Origin of the sequence: Thalassolituus sp. ST750PaO-4, from assembly GCF_020320405.1 — a bacterium.
In the GTDB taxonomy this organism is placed as follows: domain Bacteria; phylum Pseudomonadota; class Gammaproteobacteria; order Pseudomonadales; family Oceanobacteraceae; genus Venatoribacter; species Venatoribacter alkanivorans.
On record NZ_JABVCB010000013.1, the window covers coordinates 636,355 to 655,401 of the forward strand.

The window sequence follows — 19,047 nt, forward strand, 5'->3', positions numbered from 1 at the left end:
TTATCCTCCTTAATAGCTGCTGACCAGACTATCAGAATCCTTGGTGCTGGTAAGCCTTGTAGTCGGAGGCGTTTGGTGGATTAGCGGCAACGTCGGCGCTGGTTTCGGCCAGGCTGTTAAAAAAGTCCTGCAGGCTGCGCTGGCGTTTTACCTTCTCAAACACGGCGCGGATTTCGAGCGATTGCAGTGAGAAATAATGCAGCCACTGTTTTAAGCGGTCGGTCTGGGCTTTTTCCGGCAGGTGCGCGAGGCAGGGTATTAATGCCTGCATCATCTCCAGATGCTGCTGCCAGTGGTGGGCACTGTGCGCAAGTAAACCGTGGTCGGCTTTAATCTGCAGCGCTAAATCGGGCACGGCGACTAAACCACGGCCAATCATAATCAGGTCGGAGTGGCTTTCGGCCATGCACTGACGCGCCTGCTGTGGCGTCCAGATCTCACCATTGGCAATCACCGGGATGTCGGTTGTTTCTTTTATCCGGGCAATCCAGTCCCAGTAGGCCGGTGGTTTATAGCCTTCGGTTTTGGTGCGGGCGTGAACGGTCAGCCACTGTATGCCGCCGGAGGCCAGGGCACGGGCGTTGTCCAGCGCCAGTTCTTTATCGGCAAAACCGAGGCGCATTTTCGCGCTGACCGGAATATGCGCGGGCACGGCCGCGCGTACGGCGCTGGTAATGCGCGCGAGTAAATCCGGGTATTGCAGCAGTACGGCACCGCCCTGGCTTTTATTCACGGTTTTGGCCGGGCAGCCAAAATTCAGGTCGATGGCCGGGGCACCGAGCATCGCCGCTTTGCGTGCGTTGGCGGCCATTAATTCCGGATCGGAGCCTAATAACTGCACATGCACCGGTGTGCCGGCGGGAGTTTTGCCGCCATTGAGCAGTTCCGGGCAATAACGGCGGAACACTTTGGCCGGGTAGACCTGCTGGGTAACACGGATAAATTCGGTCACGCAGTGGTCGATGCCGCCGACGCGGGTTAACAGGTCGCGCAGGTGGTGATCCATCAGCCCTTCCATCGGTGCGAGGGCAATATAAGGACGGTCTGCGTGGGTGCTGAAAGGCAGTTGGCCTGTAAACATGGCGGCGGGTCTTGGTGATCGGGCCGGCATTATAGCGGTGGCGCTGTGGCAGCTCCAGCGTGGGGCCTTGCGGCAGATTATTTTCTGACCGGATGGTCAGCTCAGGCTGCACCAGATCTGGGCTTAAGTCTGGAGGGCTGCAATACCTGACGCGGGTCAGGATTGGGGGGGATCTGGTTGCGCTGGTATAGCCTTTTCAGTAATCTACGTCGGTTTTGCCGCCCAGCCCGGAAGGTGATTTTGTAGCCGTGTGGCGGGTGGGGAGCACAGAACCAATCATTCAAAGGAGCCCCTGATGTCAGAGCCTAGTCTCGTATCACAGGGTTTGGAGCTGATGATTTTCGGTATGGGCGTGGTATTCGTCTTCCTGACGATGCTGGTGTTCGTAACCGGATTCATGTCCAAGCTGGTAAATAAACTCGCGCCTGAGCAGGAAGTTGTCGCCGCCCCCGTGCGTGCCGCCAAGCCTCAGGGTGTGGACCCGCAATTGCTGAAAGTACTGTCAGCAGCGGTAAAAGAGCATCGCGCGCGCCAAAAGTAGCGAGCGATATAATAACAACCCAAACGTTTACAACGTTAACGGAAGAAAAGGCCATCACCCATGTCCGATTCTAAGAAAGCTTTAGGAATTACCGACGTCGTTCTGCGCGACGCCCATCAGTCCATTCTGGCTACCCGCATGCGCATTGATGACATGCTGCCAATCGCTGCAAAACTTGATCAGGTTGGTTACTGGTCTCTCGAATCCTGGGGCGGCGCTACGTTCGACTCCTGCATTCGTTTCCTCGGTGAAGATCCGTGGGACCGTATCCGCGAATTCAAAAAAGCCATGCCGAACACCAAGCACCAGATGCTGCTGCGTGGTCAGAATCTGCTGGGCTACCGCCACTACGCCGATGACGTGGTTGAAAAATTTGTTGAACGCGCTGCCACCAATGGTGTTGATGTATTCCGCGTGTTCGACGCGATGAACGATCCGCGCAACCTGGAAACCGCGTTAAAAGCGGTTAAAAAACAGGGTAAACACGCGCAGGCCACTCTGTCTTACACCACCAGTCCGGTACATACACTGGAAGCCTGGGTAAGCCTGGCCAAGCAGATCGAAGATATGGGCGCAGACTCTATCGCCATTAAAGATATGGCCGGTGTGCTGACCCCTTATGCTGCTTTTGAACTGGTTTCCCGCTTAAAAGCACAAACCGACCTTGAAGTTCAGCTGCACGCTCACGCGACCGCTGGTCTGTCGGATATGACCATTCTGAAAGCTGTAGAAGCCGGTATTGACCGTGTGGATACCGCTATTTCTTCTATGTCCATGACTTACGGCCACACCGCCACTGAGTCTGTGGTGGCTGCACTGGCAGGTACCGAGCGCGATACAGGTCTGGATCTGCTGCTGCTGGAAGAAATTGCTGCTTACTTCCGTAACGTACGTAAGAAGTACGCCAAGTTTGAAGGCGCCCTGAAAGGCACCGACAGCCGCATTCTGGTGGCTCAGGTTCCTGGCGGTATGCTGACTAACATGGAAAACCAGCTGCGCGAGCAGGGTGCTTCTGACAAGTTTGATGAAGTACTGAAAGAGATCCCGCGTGTGCGTGAAGATCTGGGCTTTATCCCACTGGTTACTCCTACCTCTCAGATCGTGGGTACCCAGGCGGTGCTGAACGTACTGAGCGGTGAGCGTTATAAGTCTATCTCGAAAGAAACCCAGGGCATCCTGAAAGGCGAATACGGTGCAGCCCCTGCGCCAATGAACGCCGAACTGCAGGCCCGTGTTCTGGATGGCGCTGAAGTGATTACCTGCCGTCCGGCAGACCTGCTCGAAAACGAGCTGGACAAAGTGATTGCCGACGTTGAAAAACTGGCGGCCGAAAAAGGCTTCAAGCTGGCTGCCGACAAGATCGACGACGCCCTGACCTTCGCTATGTTCCCGCAGGTTGCGCCTAAGTTCCTGGCCAACCGTGGCAACCCGGATGCCTTTGAACCGGCTCCGAAAGGCGACGCTGAAGATACCTTCACCATCACCGTCGATGGCAACGAATACGTTGTTAAAGTCGATGAGGGCGGCGATGTAACTCAGCTGGCGGCTGTTAACGGCGCACCAACTTCACTGGGTGGTGCTGCACCAGCCGCTGGTGCTGCTCCGGTTGCAGCCGGTGGCGGTGATCCGGTGGGTTCTCCACTGGCGGGTAACATTTTCAAAGTGATGGTTCAGCCTGGTGATCAGGTTGCTGAAGGTGATCTGGTGATCATCCTTGAAGCCATGAAAATGGAAACCGAAATCCGTGCACCGAAGGCAGGCACCATTGGCAGCGTAAGCGCTAAAGAAGGCAGCGCTGTCAAAGTGGGCGACACTCTGTACACAATCGGGTAAGGAGCTGTCATGCATAGTCTGATTAACCTGTGGCACGATACAGGGCTTTATCATATCGAGCTGGGCCAGGTCATTATGATGCTGGTTGGCTTCGTTATGTTATTCCTGGCCATTAAGAAAGGCTTTGAGCCTTTGCTGCTGCTGCCGATTGCCGTTGGTACGCTGATGGTAAACATTCCGGGTGCGGGTATGGGCTGGTCTGCAGCCGAAGCCGCTATCCGTGGTGGTGATGCGGCGCTGCTGGCGCAATTCCGCGAGCTGTTTGGCCTGGCGGCAAATGCCGACATCGGCGCGATGCTGGAGGCTTATCACCACGCTGGTGTGGCCGAATACAACAAAGCGCTGAGCATGGGCGCGGCGGCCGGTTTTGAACACGGCATGCTGTACACCTTCTATAAGGTCACTATTGCCAGTGGTGTTGCACCGCTGCTGATCTTTATGGGTGTGGGCGCGATGACTGACTTCGGTCCGTTACTGGCCAACCCTAAAACCCTGCTGCTCGGCGCTGCCGCACAGTTTGGTATTTTCGGTACGCTGTTCGGTGCCGTGTGGATGACCGATATCGGCCTGATGGACTTCACCATGCAGCAGGCGGCGGCGATTGGCATCATCGGTGGTGCTGACGGCCCGACCTCGATCTTTATTGCTTCGAAGCTGGCGCCTGAACTGCTGGGTGCAATTGCGGTTGCGGCGTACTCTTACATGGCACTGGTGCCGCTGATTCAGCCACCAATCATGCGGGCGCTGACTTCAGAGAGCGAGCGTAAGATTGCCATGAGCCAGCTGCGTACTGTGAGCAAAGCCGAGAAGATTATCTTCCCGATTGCGGTACTGGTTCTGGTGGCACTGTTGCTGCCTTCTGCAGCACCGCTGCTGGGTATGTTCTGCTTCGGTAACCTGATGAAAGAATCCGGTGTGGTTGAGCGTCTGAGCGATACTTCGCAAAACGCGCTGATCAACATTGTGACCATCTTCCTCGGTCTGTCTGTTGGTTACAAAATGAGTGCCGACGCCTTCCTGAATGGCAGCACGCTGGCCATTATTGCGCTGGGTCTGGTGGCTTTCTGTGTGGGTACTGCAGCCGGTGTTCTGATGGCAAAACTGATGAACAAGCTGAGCAAAGAACCGATCAACCCGCTGATTGGTTCTGCTGGTGTATCGGCAGTGCCGATGGCGGCCCGCGTATCCAATAAAGTGGGTCTGGAATCCAACCCGCAGAACTTCCTGCTGATGCACGCAATGGGCCCGAACGTGGCTGGTGTTATCGGTTCGGCGGTGGCTGCCGGGGTGATGATTTCCTACTTCGGCTAAGCATTATTGCGGGCTTTGCCCGCCATATGCAGCCAATAAAAAACGGCGTCTGTGCTACACAGATGCCGTTTTTTTTATGCCTGTTTTTTATGCCTGTTTTTTTATGAACGGGTTTAACGGGTATTTATACCGTTGCCGTGCGGGTGCCAATGCTCAGATAAAACGCCTGCAGTGCATTGCGCAGACGTTCGGCCAGATCCGGCCGGGCAACAATGCCGCTGCTGTCTAGGTCGCTGCCCAGTAATGGCACGGCCAGACAGGCCTCCTCAGCCAGATGACCCGACATCGTGGTAATGACTTCACGCAGGGCTGCCTGTGCGTGGGAAGCGCGTGGCGAGGTATTCACCAGCATCACCGGCATATCGACAAATTCAGGGCCACTGACCAGCCAGTCGAGTGCGTTTTTTAATACGCCGCTGATGCCGTGGGCGTACTCGGGGCTGGCAATAATAAAACCATCGGCTTGTGCCGTTGCCTGTTTAAAAGCATCCACAGCTGCAATGCCGCTGTCTTCAAGGTCGGGATTAAACAGCGGTAAATCAGCCATCATGTCGGCGCTAACAATCTGAATATGCGTCGGTGCCAGTTGTTGTAAGGCTTCAATCACAGCGCGGTTATACGATTGCCGGCGCAGGCTGCCACACAGCGCCAGCAGCTGAATAGTATGCATCAGATAACTCCTTGTTCTGGTGCCGACAGTATATCGGAGCTTATGCCTGAGTCAGACAGAGATTGCTTAACAGAAAATAATGCCGAACGATTCTTGCGCTTTTCGTCTCAGGCCATTGTCTTAAAAATCAATGCGCTGTATGTTTCCCGCCGCCTGCGCAAAGCAGGCGACTGGAGTTTTTATATTAAGGATAAACACATGTCTTATGTTCGTTATGCTGCTGTCCCTCTGCTGTTACTGGCCTGTCAGGCGGGTGCTGCCGAAGCCGGTTATTTTGCCGGTATCGGCTTATCAACCAGCGTGTCCGGCAAGGCCGAAGCGGAACTTGAAAATGCTGATGTAACACTGTCAGAAGATATCGATGTTGGCGCTCTTAACCTGTTTATCGGTCATCGTTCAGTACGCAATAACCGTTTTATTTTCTCGTATGACAGCATCAGCTTTGATCTGGATTCGAGTAACACTTCGGAAGATGCAACCGGATTCCGCTTTGACTGGCAGTTTGTATATGGTGAAGAGCAGGTTCAGCCGTACTGGGGGCTGGGGTTCGGCTTATATAACCTGCAGGATGCCACCATTCTGAATGGCAGCAATCTGGAAGGCGATGATATGTCAGGTATTTCGTTCCAGATGGCCGTGGGTGCAAAAATCGATGTTGCCGATAACGTTGAACTGGATGTTTCTCTGCAGCGCCAGGCTATTGCCTGGCAGGAAATTGAATTCAGTGGCTTTGGCAGAACAGAAACGATTCAGATGAGTTATGCCTATAACTTACTGAGCGCGGGTGTTGCCTTTAAATTCTGATTATTTAAAGCCATGTCGCAATAAAAAAACGGCGTCTGTGTTTGCACAGACGCCGTTTTTTATTCCTGCTGGCTGAAGCTGAAATTACTTCAGCTTCAGCGTGCTTAGCGTATGTTCGCGGATGCTGTTAAGCAGGCCTTCGTTGGTTTTCAGATCTTCGCCATAGGACGGAATAATCTCTTTTAACCGGGCTTTCCACTCACTCTGCATTTTGTCTTTAAAGCAGCGTTCCAGTACTTCGATCATCGCCTGTACCGATACCGATGCCCCCGGAGAAGCACCTAGCAGAGCGGCTAAGCTGCCGTCTTTGGCGGCGACCAGTTCGGTGCCGAATTCCAGTTTGCCGCGGCCTTCTGCATCTTTCTTGATGACCTGTACACGCTGACCGGCTTCGGCCAGGGTCCAGTCTTCATCTTTGCAGCTCGGGAAGTAACCACGCAGGGTTGCTACGCGATCTTCGTGTGATTGCATCACTTCGCTGATCAGGTATTTGGTCAGATCCATGTTGTTAATGCCAACCGACATCATCGGCAACAGGTTGCTGATGCTGACCGATTTCAGCAGGTCGAGCTTGGAGCCTGCTTTCAGGAACTTGGTGGTAAAACCGGCATAAGGTCCGAACAGCAGGGCAGGCTCGCCATTGATGATGCGGGTATCCAGATGCGGTACCGACATCGGGGGCGCACCGATAGCGGCTTTACCATACACTTTGGCGTGGTGCTGGCTGACGATGGCCGGGTCTTTACACACCAGCCACTGGCCGGAAACCGGGAAGCCGCCATAGCCGTTGGCTTCGTCAATACCAGAAGCCTGCAGCAGTGGCAGAGCGCCGCCGCCGGCACCGAGGAAGACGAATTTGGCATTAATTGTTGAAGCTTTGCCGCTCTTGCGGTCATTAACGCGGACAAACCAGCTGCCGTCGTGGGAATGGTCAAAATCATCCACTTCATGGTTCAGCAGCAGGGTGAAGCTTTCTTTTTCCTGCAGGCGTTTTACCAGATTGCGGGTCAGTGAGCCGAAGTCGACATCGGCACCGTGCAGCACACGGGTAGCCGCCACTTTTTCGGCCGGATCGCGTCCGTCCATCACCAGTGGCATCCACTCACGCAGAACCGCCGGGTCTTCGCTGTATTCCATCTCTTTAAACAGATGGTGAGCGCTCATTTTGGCATGACGCTGACGCAGGAAAGCAACGTTGTCTTCGCCCCAGACAAAGCTCATATGCGGTGTCGGGTTGATGAACTGGGTAGGTTCCGGCAATACGCCGTTTTCCACCATGTGTGCCCACAGCTGCAGCGACACTTCGAAGTTGGCGTTGATTACCAGCGCGCGGTCAATGGCAACGTTGCCCTGAGCATCTTCGGCGGTGTAGTTGAGTTCGCAGTAACCTGCGTGACCGGTACCGGCGTTGTTCCAGCCGTCGGTACTTTCGTGAGCCACATGGTCCAGACGTTCGACCATGGTGATTTTGAGTGATGGGTCCAGCTTGGTAAGCAGGGTTCCCAGAGTAGCACTCATGACCCCGCCTCCGACGAGGAGCACATCGACCTTTTGTATAGTCATGGATTTCGCCTTTAAATCAGAAAATCAAAATCTGCGTGCATGCCAGACAACTGGCGTCCCCATGGGCATCGGCTGATAGCCTTATGGCCTGAACTCTGCCGGGACTTGTGGCCGGGGCAGCGGGGAAGGATAAATCGACGCTTTATACACAGCGCCCTAACGGCTTACAACCGCTAATGAGACAGCTACTACTAATGTATATTCCAGTCGCCGGGGCGCTAACTTTCAAGCGCTGCGCGGGTTTATCCCGTGACTTTCCGTACTGGCTGAGCACTGGTAGCAGGCATCGTCATGCACAAAATCAATTACCAATCCGGCCATAGCTGGGTATGACGGTCACCGCCGGAGAAGCGGGCGGCAGAACAACGGATGGCGGGGTAAGGAGTGGCTGTGCCGGGGCCGGCTTCCGCTGACTGGCTGAAACAGATTGGTTGCCGCATAGGGCAAGGTGTTTCAGCAGGAATGTCAGTTTCCGGAAGACCTCGGTCTTACCACAAACACAGCGACGTTTAAGGCCGCGAAAAATACCGGAAACGGCCTGCATGGTCAAACCATTGATCCTGCAACAGGTTGTTCTTTTGTGCCAGATCAAGCGGGCATTTACGCCGCAGCAACTACACTGACAGAACATACATCAGTGCGGAGTCACTATGCTGCGGATAGCAATTAACGGGTTTGGCCGTATTGGCCGCAATGTTTTACGGGCGCTGTATCAGTCGGGTTTCCGCGAGCAGATACAGGTGGTGGCGATCAACGATCTGGGCGATGCCGAAACCTGTGCGCACCTGCTGGAGTTCGACTCAGTGCATGGTCATTTTAATGCCGGTATCCGTCTCGAAGACGGCCTGCTGGCGCTGGGGGACGACGCCATTATTCTGCTGCGCGAAGCCGAACCGCTGAAGCTGCCTTGGGGCGAGCTGGATATCGACATCGTGCTGGAATGCTCAGGGCGTATGACCAGTGCGGTGAAATCCATGGCGCATCTGGATGCCGGTGCCGGCAAAGTGCTGATTTCAGCGCCGGCGGAAGATGTCGATGCCACGGTGGTGTTCGGCGTTAACGATAACGTGCTGCAGGCCAGCGACCGCATTGTTTCCAACGCTTCCTGCACCACCAACTGCCTGGCGCCGGTGGCGCGGGTACTGCACGAGCAGTTCGGCATTGAAGAAGGCAGCATGACCACCATCCATGCCTACACCAACGATCAGCACCTGCTCGATCTGGGGCATGATGATCTGTATCGTGCGCGTGCGGCTGCATTGTCGATGATCCCAACCCGTACCGGTGCGGCCAAAGCCATTGGTCTGGTACTGCCGGGGCTGGATGGCAAAATTGCCGGTATGGCGGTGCGCGTGCCGACCGCTAATGTGTCGCTGGTGGATCTGGTGCTGCGCGTACACGACACGCCGTCGCGCGATGAAGTGAACGCGGTGATGCGCGCTGCCGCAGCGGCCAGCAGCGTACTGGATTATAACGACCGTGCGCTGGTGTCGGTCGACTTTAACGGCAATCCGGCGTCCTCCATCTTTGATGCCAACCATACCCATGCACAGGGCCATCTGCTGCATGTAATGGCCTGGTACGACAATGAATGGGGCTTTGCCCACCGTATGCTGGATACCGCACTGGCGATGAGCCGCGCCTGAGTTATCCGCTGCCGCGGCGGTTTCTGGCCTGTGCAGGCCCGTAATCGCCGCTGGCGTAACTTGCCCGCCTTAATCTTGACCCGCCGCAACCCCTCCTGCCTGCAGAAACGGCACACTAAACAGCCTAATTTCAGGACGAAGCTATGACCCTTGCCCGCGACCGCAAAACCGCCGATCGGCTTGTTGATGACCCCACTACTATGGCGGCCAGTCAGCTTGCTGTGGCCGAGATCCGCGTCCGGCTGCAGGCACCGGAAGAGGGTCTTAGCAGCAGCGAAGCCGCAACACGGTTACAGCAACTGGGCAGCAACAGTCTGCCGCAGGCACGCGGGCGTTCGTGGTGGCAGCGCTTATGGGCACAGATCAGTAATCTGCTGATTCTGGTGCTGCTGTCGGCGGTGGTAATTACCGCGCTACTTGGCCACACCCTCGACAGTGTGGTGATTCTGGCGGTGGTGATTTCCCAGGCGCTGATCGGGCTGGTACAGGAAGGCCGTGCAGAACAGGCGCTGGCGGCTATCCGCCATATGCTGGCACCGGCGGCCAGTGTGATCCGCGATGGTCACAGCCAGCGCATTGCTGCCGCCGATCTGGTGCCCGGCGATACGGTGCTGCTTGAACCCGGCGACCGGGTGCCGGCGGATATCCGTCTGGAACGTTGCCACAGTCTGAGTCTGGATGAGGCCATTCTGACCGGCGAATCGCTGGCTGTGGAAAAGCAGCCAGAGGCTCTGGCCGCCGCCAGTGCGCTGGGGGATCAGACCAATATGGCCTTTTCCGGCACGCTGGTGGTGCGCGGTACCGGCCGCGGCGTGGTGGTGGCGACCGGCAGCCGTTCAGAAATCGGCCGCATTTCAGGCTTATTGCAGCAAACAACCGGCTTACAAACCCCGCTACTGGCACAGATGGATCGCTTTGCGCGGCTGATGGCGACGCTGGTGCTGGCCGGTGGCTTACTGATTCTGCTGCTTGGCCACTGGCTCAGCGGGCTGCCATTTGCCGATTTATTTATTGCCGTTGTCGGTCTGACGGTGGCGGCTATTCCGGAAGGGTTACCCGCCATTCTGTCGATTACCCTGGCCGTGGGGGTGCGGCGTATGGCCAAGCGTCAGGCCGTGGTGCGGCGCATGCCGGCGATTGAAACCATTGGTGCGGTGTCGGTGATCTGCTCGGATAAAACCGGCACCCTGACACGCAATGAAATGATGGTGGCGGCCCTGGCCTGTGGCGCTCATTACCGCCAGGTGCGTGGTGATGGCTACGCCCTCGATGGCGGACTGGATAAACCCTTACCGGAAGCGCTGCAGACACCCCTGATGCTGGCGGCGGCACTGTGTAACGATGCCAGTCTGCAGGCCGCCGAAGGCGCGGTAAAAATTCACGGTGACCCGATGGAAGCCGCATTACAGGTACTGGTCCACCGGCTGGATGGTGATCCGGTGCGTTTGGCCCAGCACTGGCCACGGCGTGACGAAATTCCCTTTGATGCCGAATACCGCCTGATGGCGACGCTGAATCACAACCATCAGGGGCGGCATGTGCTGTGGGTAAAAGGCGCGCCGGAAGCACTGCTGCAGCGTTGCCGCCAGCAGCTGGATGACGCCGGTAACAGCGTGCCTCTGCAAACCGGATACTGGCTTGAAATGATTGAGCGGCTGGCCGCCGATGGCCAGCGGGTACTGGCCCTGGCCTGCAAAGAATACAGCGGCAGTGAGCTGGAAATGTCCGACCTGAATGAGCTGCAGCTGATCGGTCTGGTCGGTTTGATGGACCCGCCGCGCGCCGAAGCCATCGCCGCGGTGGCGGAATGCCATGCTGCCGGTATTGCGGTGAAGATGATCACCGGCGATCACGCACTGACCGCCAGTGCCATTGCGGCAAGGCTGGGGCTGAGTAACAGCGGTGAGGTACTGACCGGCAAACAACTGGACGAGCTGGATGATCAGGCGCTGCAGGATTGCGTCGGGCGGGTGAATGTTTATGCCCGCACCAGCCCGGAACATAAGCTGCGGCTGGTGCAGGCGCTGCAGAGCAGCACTGATCTTGGCAATGATCGCGGGAATGACCGTGGCAATCAGCGCGCTAATGATCAGGGCGGCGCCGTGGTGGCGATGACCGGCGATGGCGTGAACGATGCGCCGGCACTGAAAGCCGCCGACGTGGGCATTGCCATGGGACACAAAGGCTCACAGGCGGCGCGTGAAGCCTCGGCGGTGGTGTTGCTGGACGACAACTTTGCCAGTCTGGTGGCCGCGGTTAAGGAAGGCCGCACGGTTTATCAGAACCTGAAAAAAGGCATCGCCTTTATGCTGCCGATTAACGGCGGTGAATCCATCAGTCTGGTGGTGGCGCTGTTGCTGGGGCATACCCTGCCGATTTCAGCGCTGCAGATTCTGTGGGTGAATATGATCAGCTCGGTGATTCTGGCCATGACCCTGGCGTTTGAGCCGGCCTTACCCGGCATGATGCAGCAGCCACCCCGTGCCCGCTTTGAGCCTCTGCTCAGCCGGCGTCTTGCCTGGCAGGTACTGAAGGTGTCGTTGCTGTTTCTGGCCGGTATTTTTGCCGCCTGGCACTGGGGGATGGCGCATTCCGGCAGCGAGGCCTTTGCCAGTACCGTGGCGGTAAATGCGCTGGTGGCGATGGAGTTATTCTATCTGTTTGCGGTGCGTTACCCGCCGGGGCAGGCCATAAGTTTGCAGGGTTTTAAAGGTACGCCGGTAATCTGGGCGGCCATTGCGGCGCTGATTGTGATGCAGTCTTTATTTAACTGGCTGCCGCTGTTTCAGCGTACCTTTAACAGCAGCGCGCCGGATATTGCAGCGCTGCTGGTGGCGGCGGGCTGTGGCATCGTACTGTTACTGATACTGCAGCTGGAAGGCTGGGTGAGCAGGCGCTTTCAGGCCCGCTGATCTGATAACCGTAAAATGGTCTTCACTACCCGTAAGCGAGAGTCAGTTCTGCAATATTGGTTTTTATTCGTGCAATAATGCGCGCTTTCCATAAGTCGTTGTTTTCTTATGTTCAGTCGTTATTTTCCTTCATCTTCTGTCCGGTTTCCGGCTGTTATGGCTGTGTGTGCCCTTTCTCTGCCGGGGCTGACAGGTTGCGATAGTGACACTCGGGCCGATAAAACCCCGCAGGTAAAATCCGCTGCTGAACCGCGTCTGGGCTTCTCGGCCCTGCCGCCGATTCCGCAACTGCATGAGCGTGCACTGGTTGAAGGACAGCTGATACTGACGGCAACAACGGTCGACTGGTCTGGTTTTCGGGTGCAGTGGCTGTTTGATGATGAACCTGTGGGTGAGGCGGTAAGCGTTGCAGCTGACGGCCACTTCCGCCTGCCGCGACCAGTACAGGATGCTCCGGCCGGACTCTGGGCTGAAGCCTGGTCCGGCGCTTACCGTTTACGTGGTCGCCCGGACGAGCACGGGCAGTTGCAGCTCAGTGCTCTGAGCACTGCCCGTGCGGCCCTCAGTAATGGCAGCCGTGCCGAACCGGCCAATCCACAGCTGGAACCGCTGCATAATATTCTGCATGCCGTCTTGCTGGAGGGTATCAGTGACGGTGCGGATACAGCGGCGGCTCATCCTGCCGGACCGCTGCTGACGCACTATCAGAGCAGCTGGCAACTGGCACAGGTGCTGGCGCGCAGCCCGGTACACCGTATTGGTTTTCAGCTGCGTCATCAGCAGGCACTGGCCGACAGTTTTGCCTTGCTGCATCAGCGGCCGGATTTTGGCCATGGCGATTTATCTGAACAGCAACGTATGGTGCGCCTCGACCGCTGGGGCACCCCACTGCGCTGGCAGCACCGCCCGTATCAGGAGCAGGCCTGGGGCTGTGTCGATTACCTGCAGCTGGGACAGCGCTGGCTGGTCAGTGAAGAATCGGCCACCGCGCTGACTCTGAATGCGCTGCAGCAGCGTCTGGATGCATTATCGCAGCAGCATTTCTGTGGCCAGGATCAGTGGCGCCTGCCGACGGTGAATGAATTACACAGCCTGATTAATCATGATAATGGCGGCTGGGCGTTTCCGCTCAGCCTGCCGTTTGCCGGCAGCGATATTTACTGGGTTCAGGATGAGCAGGGGCAGGCACAGATTTTTGATCTGCAGCGCAACAGGGTTATTTCTGATGGTAAGCAGGCGCACTGGCTGCCACTGGTGGTAAGAGGCGAGGAATATTCCATGCGCTCGCAGAGCCGGCGCTCAGTCAGCAGTAACCGCTCGGATATGTTTATGGATTTCTCTGTGCTGCAGGCGTTGTATGGGGTTGCATTTTCTGGTGCAGATAACGATCAGCCGGTGTCTGACAATAGTCAGCAGACGGATGATGTCTGGCTGCAGGAATCCTGTTCCGAGTGTCACTCTGATCCGCAAACCGAACCGCAAACCGACCCTTAAAGCCGAAGCATGAATCCGGCTTAATCCGGTATCGGTTATATCAAAGCGCGCAGGTCAGATAAGCGGCTTCGCCATAGACGCTGATTCTGGCCTGCAGCTCCGGCTGCTGTGACAGCGGATGGCGGTTATGAAAACCATAACGCTGCCAGAACGGCACCGAATTCTGAATGGCAATCAGGCTGGTCTGGCTAAAACACCGCGCTCTGGCAGTATTAAAAAATGCCTCCAGCAGTGGTGCGCTTAAACCCAGGCCGCGCGCGGAGGGATCAATGGCTAAATCATGCAGATATAAACAATCAGCCTCCGGTGGCACGATAAAATCATCGGCATCCAGTGCGGGCGGCTGTTCTGTGTGGATTGGCAGGGCAAATAAATAGGCCAGTAATTTTCCATTTTCTTTTATCTCTGCATCACTATTGTTGCCCGCATCTTTAATAATGTCGTTTTTATCTTCAACAACAAAAGCACAGCCGGGTGCCTGCTGTAATTTATTAATAAAAGCTTCGGCTCTCTCAGGCTCGATGCTGGTGTAGCACAGCGCCTGAATGCGCAGAATTTCCGGAATATCGGTTATGAGAGCGGGGCGTAACGAAGACATAAAACAGTGCGGTGATTAAACAATCGGCCATGTTAGCGGATGGGGTATTTTTTGCCAGCGTATAAAACAGGTATCAGATAATACAGCGAAAAATACATAACCTGGCTCCCACGCGGAGTATCACCTGGCTCCCACGCTGAGCATCACACCTGGCTCCCACGCTCTGCGTGGTAGTCTTTACGGAATTGCATTCCCACGCGGAGCATGGGAATGAGCTACGCGGGGTATGGAAACGAATTAAAAAAAGACCTCAGCGGCAGGTCGCTGAGGTCTGTTTCTGTATTGTGCAAGATACAGGTATCAGAGAGTGATCAGTGCCAGTTCGGCATCCCGGTTCAGAACCGTCCACCAGGTATTTTCGCCGGCGTCGTAGCCTACCAGTGGTTGACTGGCACATTCTGCCGGGCGGACCGGTGGCGTTTGCAGGTAGCTTTTCAGCCAACGGCCAGCGGTTACACAATTGCCGCTGGTCAGTGGTTGCCATTGGCTGGCTTTCAGGCTGGCAAGCTGAGCATTATCAGCGGTCAGATTTTCCGCCCCTTTAAATTCAACCGCGTAAGCGTCGGCAACAGCATCGCTGATATTCCAGTTGCGTGTTGCGCTGGCCGGCAGAACAACCGGTGTTTTAGCGGATGATGCATCGGTGGTCGAACCGGGCAGGCCTGCGTCTGTGAGGATATCTTTGGTTTCACCATAATCGCCCTGATAAACGCCGGTCTGGTTTTGCGTACCACTGACAATCAGAATATCGGACAGGGTATCAGCGGTTGCCGGTGTCCAGCTCAGGGTTACATGCTCTTTCAGATCAATAGTGGTTTCCGGGATATCCAGCACATTATCAACGGTATTAGGAATAATCCGCTGTTCACCGTTCAGGTTAGGAGTCCAGCTCTCATGAAACTGATACATCCACTGATACGCCAGGCGGGTAAGATCGGTCAGCGTTTCTGCGCGTGAAAAACCGGGCATATATTCCATATCCCGGCCACGGGTATCGGTACGGTTAAAGGTGTTATTCACACCACCGGCGAGGCGTGCCACAGAGCCGTCATCTGCCAGACAAATATCCGTGATGTAATCTGGCTGGAAAACCATTACCGAGCGCGTGCCATCAGGAATGCTGTTTGGATACACCACGGTTTCACAGCGGTTGCCGGTGCGGGTGAACTGATCATGCAATTGCCAGTCGGCGGTAAAGGCCTGATCGCTGTTATTGCTGGTGGCGGTATGTTCGGCAAAATATCCCTGATAATTAACCCGGTCGTTATCAAAATGCAGCAGCCCGGAATTTACGTCAAAGTGGGTTGAACCACCGCTTTGGGTCGCATTTTTCTGCGCAATAATCATCTGCACCAATTCACGTTCGCCATAGCGGAATTCGTAGCCTTTATAGGATGCATTGCCCGCCATGATCTGCGTGTAAGCGTTCATCCGGTAATTACCGCCGGAAGGTGTTGAGCCGGACGGAAAAGTGGTTTGCGCTGTATCTTTGGCAATTAATGAGCGCTGATATTGATGCTCATGCCCTTGTACATAAATAACATCGTGATGTGAAAACAACGCACGGATCTGATCGGCAACAGCATATACCCAGTCATCGTCTTTGGTGCCTTCAACAATCTGTTCGCGGGTGAGGCCGTACTTTGCACCAATCAGACCATCGTGGCTGGCAACAATCACGTGATCGACTTGCCCGGCGGTTTTTTCTAATGTTTCTTCAATCCAGTCGATAGCAATCGGCAGGTTGTAATAAGCAAGGCCGATAACCAGAACATTTTCGCGCACGACATAATAATTGATCCACTCGTAGCCTGGCATATGAACCGCATCTTCAGGAATATAATCCCGCATTGTTTCCACCCAGGCGTGGGTGTAGCTGTAGTTCATTTCGTGATTACCCATAACCGGTAAAAACTCCATACCCTGATCACGATAGGTTTTGGCTACGGATGTCCATTCCTGCCATTCAACGGCCGATCCTTTATCGGTCAGATCACCTAACGCAATAACCATATCAGCGCCTGCCGCTGACTGATGCTTTAATACTTCGCGCAATGGGTGCAGGGCTACATGAGCCTGGCCGGAGGCATCACTGCCACCCTGAGTGTCAGGCAGCAGGCCAATGGTAAAAGGTTGGTAGTGTTTTTCATCGACAACGACGGCGGTGGTGTCCGTTTTATTGGATGAATCGTCATTACAGCCAGTCAGCAAACTGCTGCCTATCAGCGCCAGCGGGATAAGTAAGTGGGGTGATTTCACAGGTGGACTCCTTCTTAATTGAAGGACGCATTGAGAGGCTTGTTTATTAATATGGCGTGACAGTTTTAATATAAACAAAATCTCAGCGAAATAATGTTTTCTTCAGGTTTCAAATGGTTTCAGAATGGCTCTGTTAATGGCTTGCTATTATTTCTAAGCAGATGGTTTTTTTATTGAGCGGGTCGGTAGTATTTCAATCCGGTCATTAATGGCCGTTTTTTTACTGGAAATCACCTGATTGTTAAGGGTTGATGATGATATTAATAAAAAACATGCAAAATTCCGGAACAGTATTTTTCGCAGATTTTCTGCAATAAAACGCCGCAGTGCATATTAATGCAATATAACTTCAGGCGTATATTGGCGCATCCGTACGCTGAGTGTGTTCGGCTTATGAATTATTTGCCTGCAACATACCTGTGAGCGCCTGTTTCAGTAAACGGGCTGCATAACCCGGGTTCGCTGCCGGGGCTGTGGTGGCCAGCTGGTAACTGCCCTCGATACTGGCGATCACAAAGGCGGCGATATCTGCCGTTTGTGACGGGTTGAGCGTTACGCCATTCTCTGCCGCCGCCTGCTGTAATAATTCGCTGAGCTGCTGGCTGTGCTGGCGGATAATCTGCTGATACAGCGCGCGCACTTCCTCAATACGCACAGCCTCTGCGCCAATAATGACCCAGGCGGTTACCGCCTCCGGGTTGCTGCCATCACCTAACGCCAGTGCGGCGTCGATATAGGCATCGAGCTGTTGTTGGGCATTCCCGGCGGCGTCTGCCAGCAGGGTAAAACGCTGCGCGGCCTGCTCGCTGATCTGATGAATCAGCGCAATCAGAATCTCCTGCTTGGTTTTGAAGTGATAATGAATCAACCCCGGCGATAAGCCCGCCGCTTTGGCAATGCTCTGAATGGAGGCCTTTTCGTAGCCCTTGTCGGCCATGGCCTGCATCAGGCCGTTGACGATTTCCTGGCGGCGGTGCCCGGTATTGGAAGGTCTGGCCATGATGGGTCCCGGATAAGTATTTTGGTTATTCAACCAAAATACTTGACGACAGGGAAGTGGATAACCTATCTTTGACTTAAGTTGGTTGACCAACCAATTTATAGGATGTGACTGGCAGAGCGAAAGCGCCAGAGAGAACACGCCAGAGAAAATGGTAAGGAGAACAGCGATGCAACAACTCAGCGAGCAATGGCAGCAACAGGCGCAGCAGTGGGGGGCCGACAGTCAGGCCTGCCAGCAGGTGTTTAACCTGCTGCAGAGCAGCTACAGCGGCGCGCAGCGCTTCTACCACGGCATTGGCCATATCCGGCAGATGCTGGAGCTGGCGCAGCAACAGCGCGCGGCGATAGCAGACTGGCCGGCGTTCTTCTTTGCCATCTGGTTTCACGATCTGATTCAGCAGAACAAAGGCAATAACGAAGAGCTGAGTGCGGCACTGGCACGTGAATATCTGCAGCCGCTGGCGGTTCCTGAAGCGGTGATCGCCAAAGCCGAACAACTGATTCTGGCAACCCGTACTCATCAGTATCAGGCCGACAGTGATGTGCAGCTGTTTATGGATATCGACCTGTCGATACTGGCCGCCGAACCTGCGGCTTACCGTGCTTATGCCAGCCAGTGCCGCAAGGAATATTTTCTTCCCGACTTTGTTTACCGCTTTGGCCGCCGCCGTTTTCTGCATGAGCTGTTAGAGCGTGAATGGATCTTCTCCAGCCCGTATTTCAGACAGTACAGCGAGCAGGTTGCCCGCGCCAATATTCACTGGGAACTGGAGGAATGGTTATGAGCCTTTTTAAAAAAATCAGCGAAGGCTGGCAGCGCGCGGTTAAGGGTAAAGCGGTGAGCGAGTCTGGTTTACAGGAGATAGTGCAGAAGAGTGCGAAGGAGAGCGTGCAGTTCAGCGACAGCGGTATGCATATAACTCAGGGCAATGGCCGCGAGCGGGATATTGCTTACCGGGCCGTAGAACAGATCGACATTATCACCACCGATCAGGGCCCGTGGCAGGAAGATGTCTGGTGGTGTTTTTACCTGAGGAATGAAGAGAAGCCGGTGTATTTACCGCAGGGCATTAAAGGAGAAGAGCAGATACTGCTCGTGCTGGAAAAGCACTTTGCCGGTATCGATTTTCAGACGTTTATTATGGCTATGGGCTCGGCAGATAATGCGGTGTTTAATCTGTGGCGACGGGCGGAAGGCTGAAGGTGAATGGCTTATGGATGCGGGCTCATCTGGCTCCCATGCTCTGCGTGGTACCCCTGGCTGGCTCAGTTGCATTCCCACGCGGAGCATGGGAACGAGTTACGGGCGGAAGGTTGAACATCTGGCTCCCAC

The 19,047-nt window shown here is 55.2% G+C and carries 14 protein-coding genes and 1 pseudogene; 9 read left to right on the forward strand and 6 right to left on the reverse strand.

From position 1 onward, the window contains the following. Nucleotides 1-31: 31 nt before the first annotated feature. Entirely contained in the window at nucleotides 32-1,081 is a 1,050-nt protein-coding gene (locus HUF18_RS18375; protein ID WP_225693307.1) for a tRNA dihydrouridine synthase, read from the reverse strand. Nucleotides 1,082-1,376: 295 nt separating this feature from the next. Here HUF18_RS18375 and HUF18_RS18380 point away from each other — a divergent pair, with 295 nt between their 5' ends. The 3 genes from HUF18_RS18380 to HUF18_RS18390 are packed head-to-tail and all read left to right on the forward strand — an operon-like array spanning nucleotide 1,377 to nucleotide 4,766. Next, nucleotides 1,377-1,622, forward strand: a complete 246-nt coding sequence (locus HUF18_RS18380; RefSeq protein WP_145466031.1) for an OadG family protein — start codon at nucleotides 1,377-1,379, stop codon at nucleotides 1,620-1,622. 60 nt (nucleotides 1,623-1,682) lie between these two features. Then, entirely contained in the window at nucleotides 1,683-3,455 is a 1,773-nt protein-coding gene (gene oadA, locus HUF18_RS18385) for a sodium-extruding oxaloacetate decarboxylase subunit alpha (protein WP_225693308.1), read from the forward strand. Between the two features lie 9 nt (nucleotides 3,456-3,464). Further along, nucleotides 3,465-4,766: a sodium ion-translocating decarboxylase subunit beta gene (locus HUF18_RS18390; protein WP_225693310.1), complete on the forward strand. Its 1,302-nt coding sequence runs from the start codon at nucleotides 3,465-3,467 to the stop codon at nucleotides 4,764-4,766. A gap of 124 nt (nucleotides 4,767-4,890) precedes the next feature. Here HUF18_RS18390 and HUF18_RS18395 read toward each other — a convergent pair whose 3' ends face one another. Beyond that, a complete protein-coding gene (locus tag HUF18_RS18395) occupies nucleotides 4,891-5,436 on the reverse strand; it encodes an NADPH-dependent FMN reductase (protein WP_225693312.1) in 546 nt (181 codons plus the stop codon). Nucleotides 5,437-5,634: 198 nt separating this feature from the next. Between HUF18_RS18395 and HUF18_RS18400 the strand changes: the two genes are divergently transcribed. Continuing rightward, entirely contained in the window at nucleotides 5,635-6,240 is a 606-nt protein-coding gene (locus HUF18_RS18400) for an outer membrane beta-barrel protein (protein WP_225693314.1), read from the forward strand. A gap of 84 nt (nucleotides 6,241-6,324) precedes the next feature. Here HUF18_RS18400 and mqo read toward each other — a convergent pair whose 3' ends face one another. Further along, nucleotides 6,325-7,803: a malate dehydrogenase (quinone) gene (gene mqo, locus HUF18_RS18405; protein WP_225693316.1), complete on the reverse strand. Its 1,479-nt coding sequence runs from the start codon at nucleotides 7,801-7,803 to the stop codon at nucleotides 6,325-6,327. A gap of 650 nt (nucleotides 7,804-8,453) precedes the next feature. On the opposite strand from mqo, the gene gap reads away from it, so the two are divergent. The 3 genes and pseudogenes from gap to HUF18_RS18420 all read left to right on the forward strand — a co-directional run bounded on the left by gap (nucleotide 8,454) and on the right by HUF18_RS18420 (nucleotide 13,855). Then, nucleotides 8,454-9,449 (forward strand): type I glyceraldehyde-3-phosphate dehydrogenase, encoded by a 996-nt coding sequence (gap, locus tag HUF18_RS18410; protein WP_145466021.1) that lies wholly within the window; start codon nucleotides 8,454-8,456, stop codon nucleotides 9,447-9,449. 224 nt (nucleotides 9,450-9,673) lie between these two features. Then, nucleotides 9,674-12,361 (forward strand): annotated as a pseudogene (locus HUF18_RS18415) (cation-translocating P-type ATPase); the annotation flags it as partial. Between the two features lie 156 nt (nucleotides 12,362-12,517). Next, on the forward strand, nucleotides 12,518-13,855 hold the full coding sequence (locus HUF18_RS18420) for an Lcl domain-containing protein (protein ID WP_225693318.1): 1,338 nt from the start codon (nucleotides 12,518-12,520) through the stop codon (nucleotides 13,853-13,855). A 40-nt stretch (nucleotides 13,856-13,895) separates the two neighbouring features. Here the strand turns inward: HUF18_RS18420 and HUF18_RS18425 are convergent, their stop codons facing one another. From HUF18_RS18425 to HUF18_RS18435, 3 genes are all read right to left on the reverse strand, one after another. Beyond that, nucleotides 13,896-14,453 carry a GNAT family N-acetyltransferase gene (locus tag HUF18_RS18425; RefSeq protein WP_225693320.1) on the reverse strand — a complete coding sequence of 186 codons (558 nt, stop codon included), beginning with the start codon at nucleotides 14,451-14,453 and terminating at the stop codon, nucleotides 13,896-13,898. A gap of 300 nt (nucleotides 14,454-14,753) precedes the next feature. Beyond that, nucleotides 14,754-16,712 carry a metallophosphoesterase family protein gene (locus tag HUF18_RS18430; RefSeq protein WP_225693322.1) on the reverse strand — a complete coding sequence of 653 codons (1,959 nt, stop codon included), beginning with the start codon at nucleotides 16,710-16,712 and terminating at the stop codon, nucleotides 14,754-14,756. 391 nt (nucleotides 16,713-17,103) lie between these two features. Further along, complete coding sequence (locus HUF18_RS18435; protein ID WP_225693324.1) at nucleotides 17,104-17,712, reverse strand: TetR/AcrR family transcriptional regulator; 609 nt, start codon at nucleotides 17,710-17,712, stop codon at nucleotides 17,104-17,106. A 169-nt stretch (nucleotides 17,713-17,881) separates the two neighbouring features. Here HUF18_RS18435 and HUF18_RS18440 point away from each other — a divergent pair, with 169 nt between their 5' ends. Further along, nucleotides 17,882-18,499 (forward strand): HD domain-containing protein, encoded by a 618-nt coding sequence (locus tag HUF18_RS18440; RefSeq protein ID WP_225693326.1) that lies wholly within the window; start codon nucleotides 17,882-17,884, stop codon nucleotides 18,497-18,499. Beyond that, nucleotides 18,496-18,915 (forward strand): hypothetical protein, encoded by a 420-nt coding sequence (locus HUF18_RS18445; RefSeq protein ID WP_225693328.1) that lies wholly within the window; start codon nucleotides 18,496-18,498, stop codon nucleotides 18,913-18,915. The genes HUF18_RS18440 and HUF18_RS18445 overlap by 4 nt, the downstream gene beginning before the upstream one ends. The last annotated feature ends 132 nt before the right edge of the window (nucleotides 18,916-19,047 follow it).

Excerpts from the sequence above, each read along its gene's own strand:
- HUF18_RS18420 (WP_225693318.1), top strand. The coding sequence starts at position 12,518 with ATGGCTGTGTGTGCCCTTTCTCTGCCGGGGCTGACAGGTTGCGATAGT.
- HUF18_RS18375 (WP_225693307.1), bottom strand. The coding sequence starts at position 1,081 with ATGTTTACAGGCCAACTGCCTTTCAGCACCCACGCAGACCGTCCTTAT.
- HUF18_RS18440 (WP_225693326.1), top strand. The coding sequence starts at position 17,882 with ATGCAACAACTCAGCGAGCAATGGCAGCAACAGGCGCAGCAGTGGGGG.
- mqo (WP_225693316.1), bottom strand. The coding sequence starts at position 7,803 with ATGACTATACAAAAGGTCGATGTGCTCCTCGTCGGAGGCGGGGTCATG.
- HUF18_RS18400 (WP_225693314.1), top strand. The coding sequence starts at position 5,635 with ATGTCTTATGTTCGTTATGCTGCTGTCCCTCTGCTGTTACTGGCCTGT.
- oadA (WP_225693308.1), top strand. The coding sequence starts at position 1,683 with ATGTCCGATTCTAAGAAAGCTTTAGGAATTACCGACGTCGTTCTGCGC.
- HUF18_RS18390 (WP_225693310.1), top strand. The coding sequence starts at position 3,465 with ATGCATAGTCTGATTAACCTGTGGCACGATACAGGGCTTTATCATATC.
- HUF18_RS18445 (WP_225693328.1), top strand. The coding sequence starts at position 18,496 with ATGAGCCTTTTTAAAAAAATCAGCGAAGGCTGGCAGCGCGCGGTTAAG.
- gap (WP_145466021.1), top strand. The coding sequence starts at position 8,454 with ATGCTGCGGATAGCAATTAACGGGTTTGGCCGTATTGGCCGCAATGTT.
- HUF18_RS18435 (WP_225693324.1), bottom strand. The coding sequence starts at position 17,712 with ATGGCCAGACCTTCCAATACCGGGCACCGCCGCCAGGAAATCGTCAAC.
- HUF18_RS18395 (WP_225693312.1), bottom strand. The coding sequence starts at position 5,436 with ATGCATACTATTCAGCTGCTGGCGCTGTGTGGCAGCCTGCGCCGGCAA.
- HUF18_RS18380 (WP_145466031.1), top strand. The coding sequence starts at position 1,377 with ATGTCAGAGCCTAGTCTCGTATCACAGGGTTTGGAGCTGATGATTTTC.
- HUF18_RS18425 (WP_225693320.1), bottom strand. The coding sequence starts at position 14,453 with ATGTCTTCGTTACGCCCCGCTCTCATAACCGATATTCCGGAAATTCTG.